The organism is Streptomyces rishiriensis, assembly GCF_030815485.1.
GTDB lineage: Bacteria > Actinomycetota > Actinomycetes > Streptomycetales > Streptomycetaceae > Streptomyces > Streptomyces rishiriensis_A.
In genome coordinates this window covers 7,886,737-7,902,731 of sequence record NZ_JAUSWV010000002.1, presented here as the reverse complement: position 1 = coordinate 7,902,731, position 15,995 = coordinate 7,886,737, and the positions used below count along the sequence as shown (strand labels likewise).

General features: G+C 71.7%; 11 protein-coding genes and 2 pseudogenes. 5 read left to right on the top strand and 8 right to left on the bottom strand.

What is annotated here, in order from left to right; translation table 11 throughout:
• Nucleotides 1–491 precede the first annotated feature (491 nt).
• The 3 genes from QF030_RS37425 (at nucleotide 492) to QF030_RS37415 (ending at nucleotide 3,817) form a co-directional block, all read left to right on the top strand.
• On the top strand, nucleotides 492–2,030 hold the full coding sequence (locus QF030_RS37425) for a glycoside hydrolase family 43 protein (protein ID WP_307166998.1): 1,539 nt from the start codon (nucleotides 492–494) through the stop codon (nucleotides 2,028–2,030).
• Nucleotides 2,031–2,601: 571 nt separating this feature from the next.
• Nucleotides 2,602–3,312, top strand: coding sequence for a CAP domain-containing protein (locus QF030_RS37420; RefSeq protein ID WP_373428865.1), 711 nt, complete (start codon nucleotides 2,602–2,604; stop codon nucleotides 3,310–3,312).
• A 166-nt stretch (nucleotides 3,313–3,478) separates the two neighbouring features.
• On the top strand, nucleotides 3,479–3,817 hold the full coding sequence (locus tag QF030_RS37415; protein ID WP_307166996.1) for a nuclear transport factor 2 family protein: 339 nt from the start codon (nucleotides 3,479–3,481) through the stop codon (nucleotides 3,815–3,817).
• A gap of 36 nt (nucleotides 3,818–3,853) precedes the next feature.
• Here the strand turns inward: QF030_RS37415 and QF030_RS37410 are convergent, their stop codons facing one another.
• Nucleotides 3,854–4,351: a hypothetical protein gene (locus QF030_RS37410; protein WP_307166995.1), complete on the bottom strand. Its 498-nt coding sequence runs from the start codon at nucleotides 4,349–4,351 to the stop codon at nucleotides 3,854–3,856.
• Nucleotides 4,352–4,620: 269 nt separating this feature from the next.
• Nucleotides 4,621–5,142, bottom strand: a pseudogene (locus tag QF030_RS37405) (hypothetical protein); the annotation flags it as partial.
• 168 nt (nucleotides 5,143–5,310) lie between these two features.
• Between QF030_RS37405 and QF030_RS37400 the strand changes: the two are divergent.
• Together QF030_RS37400 and QF030_RS37395 are read left to right on the top strand one after the other, a co-directional pair.
• Nucleotides 5,311–5,490 (top strand): annotated as a pseudogene (locus QF030_RS37400) (helix-turn-helix domain-containing protein); the annotation flags it as partial.
• A gap of 201 nt (nucleotides 5,491–5,691) precedes the next feature.
• On the top strand, nucleotides 5,692–7,536 hold the full coding sequence (locus QF030_RS37395) for a thiamine pyrophosphate-requiring protein (RefSeq protein ID WP_307166994.1): 1,845 nt from the start codon (nucleotides 5,692–5,694) through the stop codon (nucleotides 7,534–7,536).
• 224 nt (nucleotides 7,537–7,760) lie between these two features.
• On the opposite strand, the gene QF030_RS37390 is transcribed toward QF030_RS37395, so the two are convergent.
• From QF030_RS37390 to eboE, 6 genes are all read right to left on the bottom strand, one after another.
• Nucleotides 7,761–8,636, bottom strand: coding sequence for an SDR family oxidoreductase (locus QF030_RS37390; protein ID WP_373428864.1), 876 nt, complete (start codon nucleotides 8,634–8,636; stop codon nucleotides 7,761–7,763).
• 298 nt (nucleotides 8,637–8,934) lie between these two features.
• Nucleotides 8,935–11,070, bottom strand: a complete 2,136-nt coding sequence (locus tag QF030_RS37385; RefSeq protein ID WP_373428863.1) for a SpoIIE family protein phosphatase — start codon at nucleotides 11,068–11,070, stop codon at nucleotides 8,935–8,937.
• A 342-nt stretch (nucleotides 11,071–11,412) separates the two neighbouring features.
• A complete protein-coding gene (locus QF030_RS37380) occupies nucleotides 11,413–12,372 on the bottom strand; it encodes a threonine ammonia-lyase (protein ID WP_373428862.1) in 960 nt (319 codons plus the stop codon).
• Nucleotides 12,373–12,575: 203 nt separating this feature from the next.
• A complete protein-coding gene (locus tag QF030_RS37375; protein ID WP_307166990.1) occupies nucleotides 12,576–13,202 on the bottom strand; it encodes a class I SAM-dependent methyltransferase in 627 nt (208 codons plus the stop codon).
• A 241-nt stretch (nucleotides 13,203–13,443) separates the two neighbouring features.
• Nucleotides 13,444–14,826: a nucleotide pyrophosphatase/phosphodiesterase family protein gene (locus QF030_RS37370; RefSeq protein ID WP_307166989.1), complete on the bottom strand. Its 1,383-nt coding sequence runs from the start codon at nucleotides 14,824–14,826 to the stop codon at nucleotides 13,444–13,446.
• Nucleotides 14,823–15,992: a metabolite traffic protein EboE gene (eboE, locus tag QF030_RS37365; RefSeq protein WP_307166988.1), complete on the bottom strand. Its 1,170-nt coding sequence runs from the start codon at nucleotides 15,990–15,992 to the stop codon at nucleotides 14,823–14,825. The genes QF030_RS37370 and eboE overlap by 4 nt, the downstream gene beginning before the upstream one ends.
• Nucleotides 15,993–15,995: the final 3 nt, after the last annotated feature.

The following is a 15,995-nucleotide window of genomic DNA, read 5'->3' as shown; positions in this document are numbered from 1 at the left end:
GGCCCCGTATCTCCCGCGGCATCCGACGGTCGGGCTTCCCCGCTGACCGTCGGATCGTCCGTTCCGCGACGGCACTCCGGGCCACCTGTACGCCGCCACCACCTCCACGTTGCCTCGTGCCCGCAGCCCCAGTGCCCGGGACCCGGCGCACCGGAGCCCCACTGTCCCGCTGTCCCGCTGCCCCGCTGCCCCACCGATCGCCACCGGCTACCCTGAATCGAAGCGCTTCGATTCTGCGGCCGAACAGCGAGCACCGTTACCCGCGTGGGGCGGACCAGACCTGGCCGTCTTCTTGGGTCACCCACCGACAACCGTCCGACGACGGCCTGTTGACATGCCTCGCGCCTCCGTGTGAACTTTCGAAGCGCTTCAACAACTCAAGGCCGCAGGACTCGCTTTTCACGTCGCCGGTCGCGGCCGGTCGTCCCTTCGACTCCGCGCGGACCGTTCCCCGCGGCGCACTGCCCCCGACCACACTCCTCAGGACGGACATGGCGTACTTCGACAATCCCGTGATCCCCGGTTTCAGCCCGGACCCGAGCATCTGCCGGGCCGGTGACGACTACTACGTGGCGACGTCCAGCTTCGAGTACGTGCCGGGCGTGCCGATCTGGCACAGCCGCGACCTCGTCCACTGGCGGCTGATCGGGCACGCCCTGGGCCGGCCCGCGCAGTTGGAACTGCCCGACACCGCGCCTTCCTCCACGGGGGTGTACGCACCCACGCTGCGCCACCACGACGGCTTGTTCTGGCTGATCACGACCGTGGTGGCCGGGGCGGGCAACGTTCTCGTGACCGCCGAGGACCCCGCCGGACCGTGGTCGGACCCGGTGCCGGTCGGCGTGCCCGGAATCGACCCGGACCTGGCGTGGGAGGAGGACGGGACCTGTTGGTGCGTGTTCTCCTGCGACGGGATCCACGGAGTCCGTATCGATCCGAAGACCGGTGAACTGCTGGGTGAGCCGGTTGCGATGTGGTCGGGCAGCGGGCTCCAGTACCCCGAGGGCCCGCACGTGTACCGGATCGGCGACTGGTGGTACCTGTTGCTGTCGGAAGGCGGCACGGAACGCGGGCACGCGATGTCGGTGGCCCGGGCGCGTACGCTCCCGGGACCCTTCGAACCGCACCCGGCCAACCCCGTGCTGTCCCACCGCAGCACTGGTCATCCGGTGCAGAACACCGGCCACGGCGATCTGGTGCAGGCGCAGGACGGCACATGGTGGATGGTGCTGCTGGGCACCCGGCCGCGCGGCGACACACCGATGTATCACGGCATGGGCCGGGAGACGTTCCTGGCACCGGTGCGGTGGGAGGACGAGTGGCCGCTGCCCGGCCCGCTGGAACTGCGGGCCCAGGCTCCCGCGCTGCCACCGCATCCCTGGCCGTCATCACCCGAGCGTGACGACTTCGACTCCCCCGCGCTCGCGCCGTGCTGGGTGTCGCTGCGAAGGCACGACCCGGAGGCCGCCCGCCTCGACGAACGGAGCGGCCACCTCGTTCTGCACGCCCGGGCGGACAGCCTGGACAAGCCCGGCGCTCACTTCGTGGGACGGCGCCAGCGCGACGCCGACTGCATCGCGCGCACGCCGGCCGACATCGCCGAGGACGGCCGGGGCGGGCTCGCCGTGCGGCTGGACGAGGCGCACCACTACGCGGTGGAGCGGACGGACGGAGTCGTCCGCGCCGTCGCCAGGATCGGTCCGCTGCGCCACGCCATCGGCGAACGGGCCGTACCGGCCGGTCCGGTGACCCTGCGCATCGACGTCACGACCGTCGACGTCCTGCCGCCGACGGTCACGTCTCGGGGCACGGGCCCGGAGGCGGCTCCCCCGCCCGGTCTCCGGGTCGGCGGCCCCGACACCCTCCGACTGGGGTACGAGACGGAGGGCGGCGACTTCGAGATCCTCGCCGAGCTCGACGGCCGCTATCTGACGACCGAGGTCGCGGGCGGCTTCACCGGCCGCGTCTTCGGCATGTATGCGACGCGGGGCAGTGTGGCCTTCGACTGGTTCGAACTGCGGGCCGCCTGACAGGTGCGCCGCCACCCCGGCCGCGACCGGGGTGGCGGCGCGTCCGGGGTGCGTCGGGGCAGGCCGGGAACACCGAAGCCGCCATGTCGTGATATCCGCCACATCGGCCATCAGCACTAACCGGACCGCATAGTAGATGCCGTTCCGGCGACATATGGGATTTGTCTGACTTGGCCTGCACGCGCATCGCGCAGGACTCGATGCACGCCGACCCGCTCGGCACATGTCTTCGCATGTGCAACCGAGGCGTTCCTGACGGAGCGACAGTTCTCCTCAGCTCGAGCGGAAGCCGTAGCAGCATGCCTGTGCGTCGATGGCAAGGGGCGTAAGGACCTACGAAGCGACGTAGTACCGAGGGCCATTGCTCTCCGTGCGACGCCTCCTGAGAATGACGAACCGCCGGGCGTCTTCGCAGTTCAGGAGCCGAGTCCGTGTGGAGCCAGCCGCACCTGGGACGCTCGGCGATCACCGAGTGAGGTCACGCATGGGTAAGCATCGCAAAAAGGAATACCACCGGCGAATAATCATCGCTGCCGTCACCATGACCACCGTAGGCCTGCCATCCGTCGCCTTGGCCTGTACCGACTGGCAGGACAGCGGCGGACATCGGCTTCACAGCGCCGAGAACGACACTGCCGCGGACTGGAGGAGCGCCGGGCACGGCGACCGGAGCCTCGGCTGGAACGGCGCCGGATACAGCGAACCCGGTTCGGCGGCATCGCAGACGCCGGCCACCCCGGTGGGCACTCCGAAGGCCACCGCGCCGAAGCCGAAGGCCAAAACCAAGGCCAAGCCGGCGGCCAAGGCCGCCAAACCTTCGAGCACTCCGAAGCCCGCCGCCTCCGCCGCCGCGACCCCCACGTCTCCCCCGTCCCCCAGCACCCCGAAGGCCTCCGCCCCGGCCTCCGGAACCAGCGCTCGCATCGTGCAACTCGTCAACGCCGAGCGCGGCAAGGTCGGTTGCTCGCCGGTGACGCTGAACGCGGTCCTGACCAAGGCCGCACAGGCACACAGCGCGGACATGGCAGCCCACCAGAACATGTCCCATACCGGGTCCGACGGGTCGTCCCCCGGCGACCGGATCACGCGCGCCGGCTACGTGTGGAGCACCTACGGCGAGAACGTCGCCTACGGCTACTCCACACCCGAGCAGGTCATGGCGGGCTGGATGTCCAGCCCCGGCCACAAGGCGAACATCCTCAACTGCGCGTTCAAGGAGATCGGCGTCGGGCTGGCGCAGTCCGGCAGTTACTGGACCCAGGACTTCGCCACGGCACGATAGGCGGCGCCGCGGCAACCGTCTGCAGGACGACGTCCGGTCGGGAGTCGACGAACCCGGCGATATCTCCGTCGCCGGGTTCCCGCCCTTGGCAGGGTCTCGCCACCGCATGTTCGAAGGTGGATATACGGTGGCGAAACAGGGCATGCCTTCCGATCGAGGAGCTCGAATGACCACCAGTCCGACGGCCGTCGTGGAAGCGGCGTTTCAGCACTACAGGTCACAGAACCGCGGCGCCGCCCTCGCTCTCTACGCCGAGGGGTTCACGTTCACCAGCCCGCAGGACGATCACCTCGACAAGGCGACGTTCTTCGAGCGGTGTTTCCCGACCGCCCACCGGATGAAGGAGCAGCGCCTGCTGCACGTCGTCCCCGTGGACGAGGAACTCGTCCTCGTCCATTACGAGTACGTGATCATGACGGGCGACAGGCACCGCAACGTGGAGGCGATCACTGTCCGGGACGGGCTCATCCAGGAGGTGCAGGTCTTCTTCGGCGGCAAGGTGTGACCGCCCCTCCTGGCTGAAGCCCCGCGGGCAACGTCCTCAGCAGCCACCGCAGTTGTAGTAGAGGACGTCCCAGTGGTTGCCCTCGTCGGCGTAGATGTTGCCGGAGCCCGAGCGGTACTGCGGGGCGCCGTCGCCGCGCAGGCCGATGTAGGTGAAGGTGTTCTTGATGTAGTTGGTGACGCAGGTGTTCTTGCCGTAGTCGAGCTTGTAGCCGTTCCAGTGCGAGTAGGTGCCGCTCGCGTGGCCGGTCTCCGTGCCGCCGGTGATGTTGAGCGCGCAGCCGGTGGCCCGCTTCAGCGTCTGCGCGCCCTGGGCGGTGGACAGGTTCAGCTGCTCGAAGGACGTACAGGTGGAGTTGTTGCGGTCGGAGCAGTTGCCGGACGAGGACCAGGTGATCCCCACCTCGCGGAACATCGAGGTGGCCGTGGCGTGACTGATCTTGGTGGCGGCGAAGGCGTCGGTCGCGGTGCCGACGACGGCGATGCCGGGGGCGACCACGAGCGCGAGGGCGGTCAGTGCGGAGCGGAACTTCATGAGGGACCCTTCCTGCGGACGACCGTGCTTCCTGTGGGGTGGCTGTGCAGGCGGTGCAGGCGGTGCAGGGAGATGGTGCCCGAGTTCTACGCGCGTTCGCCAGAGGGCGTCGGCCTCGAACCTCTGTCGGCCGACGCGCTCACGCCGCGACGGCCGCGCTCAAGCGACGACGGCCGGTGCGCCGACGACGCGACCGCAGCGCCCCCTCCCCCGCACCGATCGCATCCGGACGGCCCGGCAGCCACGGCCTCGACGGCGCACTACGGCGGATGCTCCGAGAACGACGCGAGAAGGCCCCGCAGCAGGTCGGTGGCGGCCAGCACCGGCATGTGCACCGAGTCCAGCGGCAGCTCGACCGCCCGGTCCAGCAGCTCCGAGGTGACCGGTTCATGGGCCAGTTCGAAGAGCAGGTCGATGTCCTGCCCGAGGCACTTCGCCTTCCACAACCAGTCCTCCGGCGGCTCGACGACGGTGATCCCCGCTTCGTTCAGGGTGGCCGCGACGGCGCCCGCGTCATCGCGCCTGAGACAGAAGTCGGCGTCGTGCTGAAGGCTGCCCGACGCGCCATGGGCGTAGACGGCCGCGCTCCCGGCGAGGGCGAAGCGGTGGCCCTGCCGTTTCAGCAGGGAACCGACTTGTTTGGCCGCGTCCAGGATCGCCTGGTGCCGGTCGGGCGGAGGATCGTCCGGCACCCGGTGCGGCACCGGCCGGAAGAACGCCTCGGCCGGCTGATCCGAGGGGTGTGGACCTGTGCCGCGCTCGTCCTGGGCGGCATCGTTCACCTTTCGCATGCCCGTCGCTCCGTCTCGTGACCCTGTCCTCCGGCGCCGGACGCCCGTCTCGCCGCCGCGCTGCTCGAGCCTCACCGGCGCTCGTCCGGGCCGGTGTGCGACACCGGGTACCCGGCTGCGGACGAGCGAAGACTCGCAGCGGCGTCCGTTGGTCCCGGCTGACGGCGAGGGAAAGAGGCCGCCGAGGCCGCTCGCCGCCTCACGCTGAGCGTGCGCGCCCTGACCTATCGGCTGGAACGCATCCACCAGCTCACCGGCGCGCGTCCCACCCACCCGGCCCACCGCTACATGCTCCAGACGGCCGTCATCGGCGCGCGTCCGCTCGACTGGCCGGCCACGTCACTCTGACCTGGTCGTCCAGGGCTCCACCCGGCCCCGGGAACGGGCCGGGTTTTCCAGCCCTGGGAGCGACGTCCGGAGCACGGCGTTTCCCCGGGACCCGCACGGTTACCCATGAGATGTCCCGCCGTCCCGCGCGCCCGGGGGCGGGCCCGGCCGGGGAGTCGTCGAGGGCGGTCGCCCGTACGAAGGACCGGAAACGGAGTTCTCATGGCGAGCACGAAGGTGTCCGACTACATCCTCCAGCGGCTGCGTGACTGGGATGTGGACCATGTCTTCGCCTACGCCGGCGACGGCATCAACGGGCTGCTGGCGGCCTGGGGACGAGCCGAGAACAAGCCGAAGTTCGTCCAGGCGCGGCACGAGGAGATGTCGGCCTTCCAGGCGGTGGGGTACGCCAAGTTCTCCGGGAAGGTGGGGGTGTGCGCGGCCACCTCGGGGCCGGGGGCGATCCATCTGCTGAACGGGCTCTACGACGCCAAACTGGACCACGTCCCCGTGGTGGCCCTGGTCGGGCAGACCAACCGCAGTGCCATGGGCGGCTCGTACCAGCAGGAAGTGGATCTCCACAGCCTGTACCAGGACGTCGCCTCGGAGTTCTGCGAGACGGCGATGGTGCCGGAGCAGCTGCCGAACCTCATCGACCGCGCCCTGCGGACCGCGTACGCCAAGCGGACCGTCACCGCGATCATCCTGCCCGCCGACGTGCAGGAGCTGGACTACAGCCCGCCGACCCACGCCTTCAAGATGGTGCCCTCCAGCCTGGGGCTGAGCCGCTACGCGCCGGTGCCCGCCGACGAGGACATCGAGCGGGCGGCCGAGGTGCTGAACGCCGGCGAGAAGGTCGCCGTGCTGATCGGGCAGGGCGCCCGCGGTGCGCGCGCCGAGGTGGAACAGCTCGCGGACGTACTCGGCGCGGGGGTGGCGAAGGCCCTGCTGGGCAAGGACGTCCTGCCGGACGACCTGCCCTATGTGACCGGGTCCATCGGGCTGCTCGGGACCCGCCCCTCGTACGAGCTCATGCAGGAGTGCGACACCCTGCTGATGATCGGCTCCAGCTTCCCGTACACGCAGTTCATGCCGGAACTCGACCAGGCCCGCGCGGTGCAGATCGACATCGACCCGCACATGATCGGCCTGCGGTACCCCTTCGAGGTGAACCTGGTCGGCGACTCCCGTGAGACGCTCCGGCGCCTGCTGCCGCTGCTGCGCCGCAAGGAGGAGCGCGCCTGGCGGGAGAAGGTCGAGAAGAACGTCTCCCGCTGGTGGGAGGTCATGCAGCGGCGGGCCGCCGTGGACGCCGATCCGATCAATCCCGAGTACGTGGTGCACGCCTTGGACGGCAAGCTGCCCGACGACGTCATCCTCACCGCGGACTCGGGTTCCGCCGCCAACTGGTACGCCCGTCACCTGCGGCTGCGCGGTCACATGCGCGGCTCGCTGTCCGGCACACTGGCGACCATGGGTCCGGGCGTGCCGTACGCCATCGGCGCGAAGTTCGCCCATCCCGACCGGCCGGCCATCGCGCTGGTGGGTGATGGGGCGATGCAGATGAACGGCATGATGGAGATGGTCACCGCCGCGAAGTACCGGCACGAGTGGTCCGATCCGCGGCTGATCGTGGCGGTGCTGAACAACGGGGACCTCAACCAGGTCACCTGGGAGATGCGGGCCATGTCCGGCGCCCCGCAGTTCGAGGAGTCGCAGGCCATCCCGGATCTGCCCTATGCGGAGATCGCCCGGCGCATCGGTCTGGACGGCGTCCGGGTGGAGAAGCCCGAGCAGGTCGAGGCGGCCTGGGACCGGGCGCTCGCCGCCGACCGGCCCTTCGTCATCGACTTCCGCACCGACCCGGCCGTCCCGCCGATCCCGCCGCACGCGTCCCTGGACCAGATCGAGGCCGCCGCGTCCGCGATCCTGCACGGTGACAGCGACCGGGGCTCCATGGTCAGGCAGGGCCTGAAGGCCAAGGTGCAGGAGATGCTGCCGGGCCGCCGGCACCGCGACGACCGCCCGGGCGCCGGGCCTCACGACAGCACCGAACGGAACAACTGACGCGACCGGCACGACACTCCGCGATGTGCGCGCTGATCGGTTCGGTGCGCACCGAACCGAGCAGCGCCGTCACGGGCCGTCCGCCCGGCCCACCGACGTCACGGGCCGTCCGCCCGTCCCCACCGCACCGCCCGGCTTCCGGCCCGGCCGCCGAACCCGGATCGGCCAGGCCGGAGACGGGCGGCAGGTCCGACCACTGGGCTCACGGGCGTCTCACGGGCGTCTCACGGGCGTCTCCAGGCGTCGTCGGGGAGGTGGCTGCCGGCCTGCGGGCCCATCCGCAGCATGCCACCATCGACCGCCCACGACGCGCCCGTGACGTAGGAGGCGTCGGGACTCGCGAGGAACGCGATCACGGCCGCGACCTCGCGGGCGTCTCCGGGCCGCCCCAACGGCACACCGGGCCGCCGCTCGGCGGTGACGTCGGTGTCCTCCTGGCCGGTCATCGGCGTGGCGATCTCACCGGGAGCGACTGAATTGACGGTGATCCCGTACTCGGCCAGTTCGAGCGCCATGACCTGGGTGAGCAGCCCGAGACCGCCCTTGGCGGCGCAGTACGGGGCCGCCCCCACACGCGGCTGATGCTCGTGGACGCTGGTGACGTTGACGATCCGGCCGCCGTCACCTTGCGCGATCATGTGGCGGGCAGCGCGCTGAGAGCACAGGAAGGGCCCCACCAGATCGACGTCGACGACCTCGCGCACGGTGGCGAGGTCCAACTCCAGGAACGGCGTCATGGTGCCGGTCCCCGAGTTGTTGACCAGCACGTCGAGCCTGCCGAGCCGCTCGGCCAGGCGGTCCACGGCGTCGGCGGCCTCCGGCAGACGGGTGAGGTCCAGCTGCTCGATCTCGGCGCGGCGCCCCGCCCTTCGCACTTCGTCCGCCGTGCGCTGCGCCCCCGACCGGTCGCGGTGCCAGGTGACGCCGATGTCCAGGCCGGCTTCGGCCAGCCGGACCGCGGTGGCCCTGCCGATCCCGGAATCGGATCCGGTGATCAGCGCGACGGGAGTGGCGCGCTCCGGGTCAGGGGTGCTCGGCACGCTGCTCCGGCGGTACCCCGCCACCTTCCCCGCCGCCCTGGGCGCCCTTGTCCGTGCCATGGGCGGCATCGCGTTTGGACCCGGACGGTTCTGCGGTGAGTTCGGCGCTTCTCTGCGGGGTCGCACCGCCCTTTCCGCTGCGCCGCTGCTCCGGTTGCTGTGGAGGGGACATCTGCGGGCACCTCGCTCGCTCGGCAGGTCGTACGGGCCGACACGTCACGCGCCTCGACACGTCGTTCGGGTCGTTCGGGTCGTTCGGGTCGTTCGGGTCGTTCGGGTCGTTCGGGTCGTTCGGGTGGCCGAGTTCCCCCGGCGGGTCCGCCCGAAGCGCGAAGGGCACCTCGTACCGCCGCTGGTGTCAGTCGCTCGCACCGGCGTGCAGTGCTTCGTCCTGCAGCACCAGGACCGCGAGGTCGTCGGTGCGTTGGCCGGCCGCACCGGCCGTCCTGAGCAGCTCGTCGATGAGCAGGTCCAGATCCGCGTCGTCGGCCTGGCCGAGGTGGTGCGCGAGGTGGGCGATGGACTCGTCGAGGTCGATGCCGGGTCTTTCGACGAGGCCGTCGGTGTAGAAGGCGAGCATCAGGCCCGGGGTGAGCGGGATCTCGGTCAGCGGAAAGACGGCGTCGGGGTCGATTCCGAGGAGCGGGCCGGGTGGGATCACGGCGGGTCGGGTGTCGCCGTCGGGGAAGCGCAGCAGGGGCGGCGGGTGGCCGGCGCTGGCCAACGTGACGCGTCGGCGGACGAGGTCGAGGTGGGCGTAGAGGCAGCTGGTGAAAAGGTCGGGGGCTAGGTCGGTGAGGAGCCGGTTGGTTCTGGAGAGGACCTGGTCGGGGGATGTGCCCAGGGCCGCGTGGGCGTGGACGCCGGTGCGGACCTGGCCCATCAGCGCCGCCGCGGCGACGTTGTGTCCCTGGACGTCGCCGATGACGGCCGCGGCGGCGCTGTCGTCGAGCGGGATCAGGTCGTAGAAGTCTCCGCCGATGTCCATGCCCCGGGTCGCGGGCAGGTAGCGGGCGGCCACCCGCAGGCCGTCGACCCGGGCAAGGGTGCGCGGGAGCAGTGCCTGCTGGAGTCCGTGGGCGAGTTCGTGTTTGGTGTCGTAGAGGCGGGCCCGGTCGAGGGCCTGGGCGATGAGCCCGGCGATCGACGTCAGGACGGCGCGTTCCTCGGCCGGGAACGTGTGGGGGCGGTCGTAGGACAGGACGCAGCAGCCGACGGGCCGGCCGGAGATGATCAGCGGCAGGAAGGCCCAAGCCCGCTTCCCGCTGACCTGCGGGGCGTCGGGATAGACACGGAGCATCTCCTGCGGGTCGGCGAAGAACGAGGGGATGCCGCTGCTGAGGGCGCGTCCGGCCGGGGTGAAGTCGGTGTCGAGGGGCAGGCCGTCGAGGCGCTCGATGGTGTCGGGGTCGTAGCCGCGGTGCCCGGTGATCCGCAGCCGGCCGGCGTCGGCGCTTGACAGGACCAGGCCCTGGGCGCCGAAAGCCGGCATGATCTGGTCGGCGACCAGGGCGATGACGTCCTGGACCCCGACGACCTCGGTCAGTCCGGCGGCCAGATGGGTGAGCTGGTACAGCCTGCCCGCCCGGGCGGGCGTGACCGCGCCCGGGGACCGGCTCGGCGCCGGGAGGGGCGGGGGCTGCGCACCGCTGGGAATGATGCGGACGCTGATGCCGCTGTCGTCCGGGTAGAGGTGGAACTCCAGCCACTGGTCCGGTGGGCGGCACGCCGTGAAGGAGATGGGTTCGCGGCTGATCACCGCGGCGCGGTAGCTGTCCTCGTAAGTGGGTTCGTCGAGCCAGCGCAGGGACTCCCACGGGATGGTGCCGAGCAGCCGACCGGGTGGGCAGCCCAGCAGGTCACCGGCGCCGTCGCTGACATAGGTGAACCGCCCCTCGAGGCTCAGCGCGCAGCTCCCGCCGGGCAGCCGCTCCGCGAAGTCGGCGACGGCCATCTCCGGGATCCCGGCCCTGCGGCCGGTTCCGACGGGGACGACACGGGGCTCGTCGTCGCCGGACGGGGGCGCTCCGTACTCGACGAATTCCTCCAGCAGCCGGGCCAGGCGCCCGCAACTGGCCGCGATGTGACCCCGCTCCCGGCCGGTCATGTACGGCGGACGGGTGGCCGGCCACATCAGGAGCAGTGCTCCCCAGCGCCGGGCACTCGTGACCGGCGCGGCGACCAGCGCCAGCGGGTACGGAAGCGCCACCGCCGTGCGCGGATAGGAGCGGGCCATCTCGTCCTGACTGCCCACCCACACCATGCGGTCCTCACGCACGGCGACGGCCACCGGCGCCGGAGCGGTGGTCGAGACCCGCGTCCACGGTGCGGCGAACTCGGCCGGCGCCCCGCACAGCGCGTCCAGCCGCAGCAGCGCCTCGTCCGGGGTGAGCAGGTAGAGGGCGCCGATGGACGCGCCCGTCCGGCGCACCGTCTCGGCGAAGACGGCGTCCAGCTGCGCGCTGCCCCTGGCCGGATCACCCTCGCTCACCACACGGCACCTCCGCCATCCCGGATCGGCCCCTACGAGGACGCTACGCCCGGGTGAAGCGGTTGGCACACCGTCCCGCACGGGCCGCCCCCCCACCGTCGCTGCGCGCAGGTCCGACCCGGCACCGGCATATGCGACGGAGCGGCCCGGGACCGCGCCGGAGCGTCGGCCGTCGCCCGACAGATCGTGGCAAGTCGGCGGGCACGTCCCAGTTTCCACAGCCTTGCCGTCCAGCCGCTGCCACTGTCGCTGTCGCTGTCGCTCACCGTCCGTCCGGGGCGAACGCGGTGCGCCACGCCGCGTCCGTGTCCCGGTCGGCGTGGTCCCGCCCTCGGCTGGTGGCCGTCAGGTTCCGGGGGCGGGAACCGCGCCGACCCAGCGGCGGTAGGCGTCCGGGTCGACGTTGCTGCCGCACACGATCGTGACCACATGTCGGCCGGCGAAGCGGTCACGGTCCTCCAGAATCGCCGCCACGCCGAGCGCGGCCGACGGCTCGACCACGAGACCGGCGGCGTCGAGAAGCATCCTCATGCCGGCGACGATCGACGCCTCCTCGACCAGGACGGCGTCGTCGGCGACCAGGAGGAGGTCGTCCAGGACGGCCGGGATGGGATACCGGCCGGCGACGCCGTCGGCGATGGTGTCGGTCGAGTCGGTGGTGACGACACTCCGTCGGCGCCACGAGCGGGTCATCGCGGGTGCGCCCAGCGGCTGGACACAGATCACCTCGACCGCCGGCACCAGGGTCTTCACCACATGGCCCACGCCGGTGGCGAGAGCCCCACCGCCGAGGGCGATCAGGACCGCGTCGAACGGCACGGCCGCGTCCACCAGTTCCAGGCCGATGGTCGCCGCGCCCTCGCAGGTCTCGATGTCCAGGCTGTCCTCGACCAGCCGTACGCCGTCGGACAGCGCGAGGGCCGCCGCTCGCTCGCGAGCCGCCTCGAAGTCGCCGTCCACCACTTCCAGGCCGGCGCCCAACGCGCGGATCCGCTCGAGCTTGGCCGCGGGCGCGGATCGGGACGCCACGACGGTGACGTCGATCCCCCGAGCGCGACCGGACCAGGCGAGGGCCTGGCCGAGGTTGCCCGCGCTCGCGCACACCAACGCGCGCCTGCCGTGCTCGGCGAGGCCACTCGCGACCACTTCCGCACCGCGGGCCTTGAAACTGCGGACCGGGTTCGCCGTCTCGAGCTTGACGCTCACCGCGCACCCCAGGCCCTGCTCGAGCCCTCCGGAGCGAAACAGCGGAGTGGCGAGGCACACCGGGTCGATGACCCGTCGAGCCGCCCGGATCCGATCCATGCTCAGCCGTGTCCCCAGCACGGTCCGGGAGTCTACCGCCGCCCGGCCCCCGTGAACCGTCTTCTCCTGTCGACCGGTTGCACGGGACCGACCGCAGCCGATGCGCCGGGCGCCCGGCGAAACATGATCCGTCGCCGCAGCGATGCAGGCGTCCACCGCCTGTCCGAACGACCGTGTTCGGGCTACCACCACTCGGGGTCGGCTCAGGCGGTGGGGCGGGAGTGCACGCTGACGGCGTAGCCGCCGCCTTGGTGGTAGGGAGCGCCGTCCCAGGTGGCGAAGCGTTGCCCCAGGGTCAGTCCGGCCTGCGTGCACCAGTGGTCGAACTCCGCCAGCGTCACCGTCGGTTCCGCCAGTGGGAGGTGCTCGGCGTCCAGTCCCATGCCGGTGACCAGGAGTCCGCCGGTGCGCAGTGCCCCGGCAAGGTGCCGCACAACCGCCGGTCCGGTACCGGGAGCCAGCAACGGAATCACGTTTCCCGCGGCGAGTGCGAGGTCGAACCCGGATTCCGGAACGAGGCTGTCCAGGTGTGCCAGGTCGCCGTACAGCCATTCCTGGTCCGGGGCGTCGCGGCGGGCGACGGCGAGCATGGAGCGGTCGACGTCCACGCCGGTGCAGAGGTGACCCAGCTCGGTGAGCCGGATCGCGATGCGCCCGGTGCCGCAGCCGGCGTCGAGCACCCGGGCGGCGGGTTCCAGCAGCGCGTCGCAGAAAGCGGCCTCGCCGTGGATGTCCTGTCCGGATGCGGCGAGCCGCGCGAACCGCCGGGCGTACTCCTCTCCGGCCTGCCCGCCCGTCAGCTCCGCCCAGCGGTCGTGTTGCATGCTCATGGTCTGCGGGCCTTCCGGTGGACAGGAGCGAGGACCGTGTCATCGCGCACCTCCCATCCTAGGTACGGACGGCGCGGGCACCCGCCGAAGGGGCGGACCCGAGGGGCCGGTGCCCGGGGGCGGTTCCCGACCCCTGCTCCGCTGCTGGTCGCCGGCACCGGTGCAGTCCGCCCCCGCCGCTCGGTGAGGCGGGCGGCGGGGCCGGGACGGGCGGCGTGAGCGGCGCGCCGGGACCGTCCTGTCAGGCGATGCCCGCCAGCCGCAGCAGCAGCGGCTTGACCTCCGTGGCGGCGAGTGAACCGGCGACCTCGCCGGGCCGCGAACACAGCAGGACGGGCCCCTCCTCGGCACGCCGCGGCAGCCTGCCGTGACTGCCGCGCACCGGGGAGGGATCCAGCGGAACCACCGCCATGCGGTAACGCATGCCGAGCTTCTTGCGGGCCAGGGCGGTGGCCGCCTTCACCTTCACGTAGGGGTCCAGGGGATCCATGAACAGCTCGGCCGGGTCGTAGCCGGGCTTGCGGTGGATCTCCACCAGCTGCGCGAAGTCGGGTGCGCGGGCGTCGTCGAGCCAGTAGTAGTACGTGAACCAGGCGTCCGGCTCCGCCACGGCGACGAGTTCGCCGGAGCGCGGGTGGTCGAGGCCGTGCCTCTTCTTGCCGCCGTCGCCCAGGACTTCGTCGACACCGGGCAGTTCCTCCAGCACCTCCCGCACGCGGGGCAGGTCCTCGGGACGGCGCACGTAGACATGGGCGAGCTGGTGATCCGCGACCGCGAAGGCACGGGACGCCATCGGGTCGAGGTACTCCATGCCGTCCTGCGTGTGCACTTCGAGCAGGCCGGCCCGGCGCAGGGCGCGGTTCACGTCAACGGGCCTGCTCACCTCGCCGATGCCGTACTCGGACAGCACGACAACCGTACGGCCCTCCGCCGCCGCCTCCGCCAGCAGCGGAGCCAGTTCGGTGTCGAGGTCGGCGGCGGCTTTCAGCGAGCGCGGGTCGCGGGGGCCGAAGCGCTGGAGGTCGTAGTCCAGATGGGGCACGTAGCACAGGGTGAGGTCGGGATGGCGGGTCCGGTTGAGGTGCCGCGCCGCGCCGATGATCCAGGTGCTGGACGGCAGGCCGGCGCCCGGTCCCCAGAAGTGGAAGAGGGGGAAGGTGCCGAGCTTGTCGGTGAGTTCGTCGTGCAGGGCCGCGGGACGGGTGTAGCAGTCGGGCTCCTTGCGGCCGTCGGCGTAGTAGACCGGACGAGGAGTGACGGTGTAGTCGGTGTCGGCGCCCATGGCGTACCACCAGCAGATGTTCGCGACCGTGTAACCGGGGTAGGCCCGCCGCGCGGCGTCCCACACCTTGTCACCGGCCACGAGGCCGTTGTGCTGGCGCCACAGCAGTACGTCGCCGAGCTCGCGGAAGTACCAGCCGTTGCCGACGATGCCGTGCTCCGCCGGAAGCGTGCCGGTGAGGAAGGTGGACTGCGCGGCACAGGTGACAGCCGGCAGGACGGTCCCCAGCTCGGCCTGCGAACCGCGGCCGGCCAGCGCCTTGAGATGGGGCATGTGGTCCAGGAGCGCGGGGGTCAGCCCCACCACGTCCAGCACGAGCAGGGGGGTGGGGCTGGTGGTCACTGCTGCTCCTTGAGTCCGAGGTCGGCCAGCAGGTCGGCCGCGAGGCGGAGTTCGGCGGCGATGCCGTCGGCGAGGGCGGCATCGGTGGTGGGGCGGGAGCGGGCGGGCAGCGCCTGCCAGGTGTAGGTCTCGACCTCGAGGTGACGGGTGCGCGGGTGCGGGCCGCCGAGCAGGGCGCCCAGGGTGTCGCGCAGCACGTCCAGGGTGGAGGTCAGCGGTGGGGCGGGAGGCGCGTGCAGGGGGACGTGGAAGTGGGCGCGCCAGGGCACGGTGTCCGGCAGCGCGCCCTCGGTCAGCGCGTGGCCGAGGTCGTCGGTGCCGTGCAGGGTCCCGTGGAGACGGGCCCGGGTCTGGTGCAGGAAGCGCGGCTCGTCGAAGGCCGCGAGCGCCGCGCGCACGGCCGGGTCGCGGGGGTCGTCCGCGTGCAGGGCCGCGGACAGCTGGGTCTTGAACACGGTGATGCCGGCCCTGTCCAGGGACGCCAGCGCGCCGACGGGCTCCTCGAAGCCGGTGGCGAGGTGACAGGTGTCCAGGCACAGGCCGATGCGGTGGGCGGGCAGGGCGGCGAGCGGGGCGAGCGCGTCGGCGGTGGACTCCACCACGCAGCCCGGTTCCGGTTCCAGGGCTATGCGGATCTGGCGTCCGGTGGCCTCGTACAGGTCGTCCAGGCGGTCGGCGAGTTCGTTCAGCGCGCTGTGGGCGCGGTGCGCGGCGCTTTCGTCGTAGGCGGTGCGCCAGGCCAGCGGGAGGGTGGAGATGGTGCCCTCGGTGACGTCGTCGGGCAGCAGGGCGGCCAGCAGCCGGGCCAGGTCGGTGGTGTAGGCGAGCCGCTCCGGGTCGCTCCAGTCGGGCCGGTAGACGCGGTACTTGACCTCTTCCGCGCCGAAGCCCTCGTAGGGGAAGCCGTTGAGGGTGACCACTTCCAGGCCGCGCCGGTCGAGTTCGGTGCGCAGCCTGCCCGGCGCGGCCGCGTCCGCGACGAGGGCGTGAACCGCGTCGCGGGCCAACCACAGTCCGATGCCGAGGCGTTCGGCGCCCAGACGGCGGCGGACCGGTTCGCAGTGGGCGCCGAGTTGGGCGATGACTCCGTCGAGGGTCTCGGCGGGGTGGACGTTGGTGCAGTAGGCCAGATGGACGGTCGAGCCGTCGGGGTGGCTGAAGCGCACGGT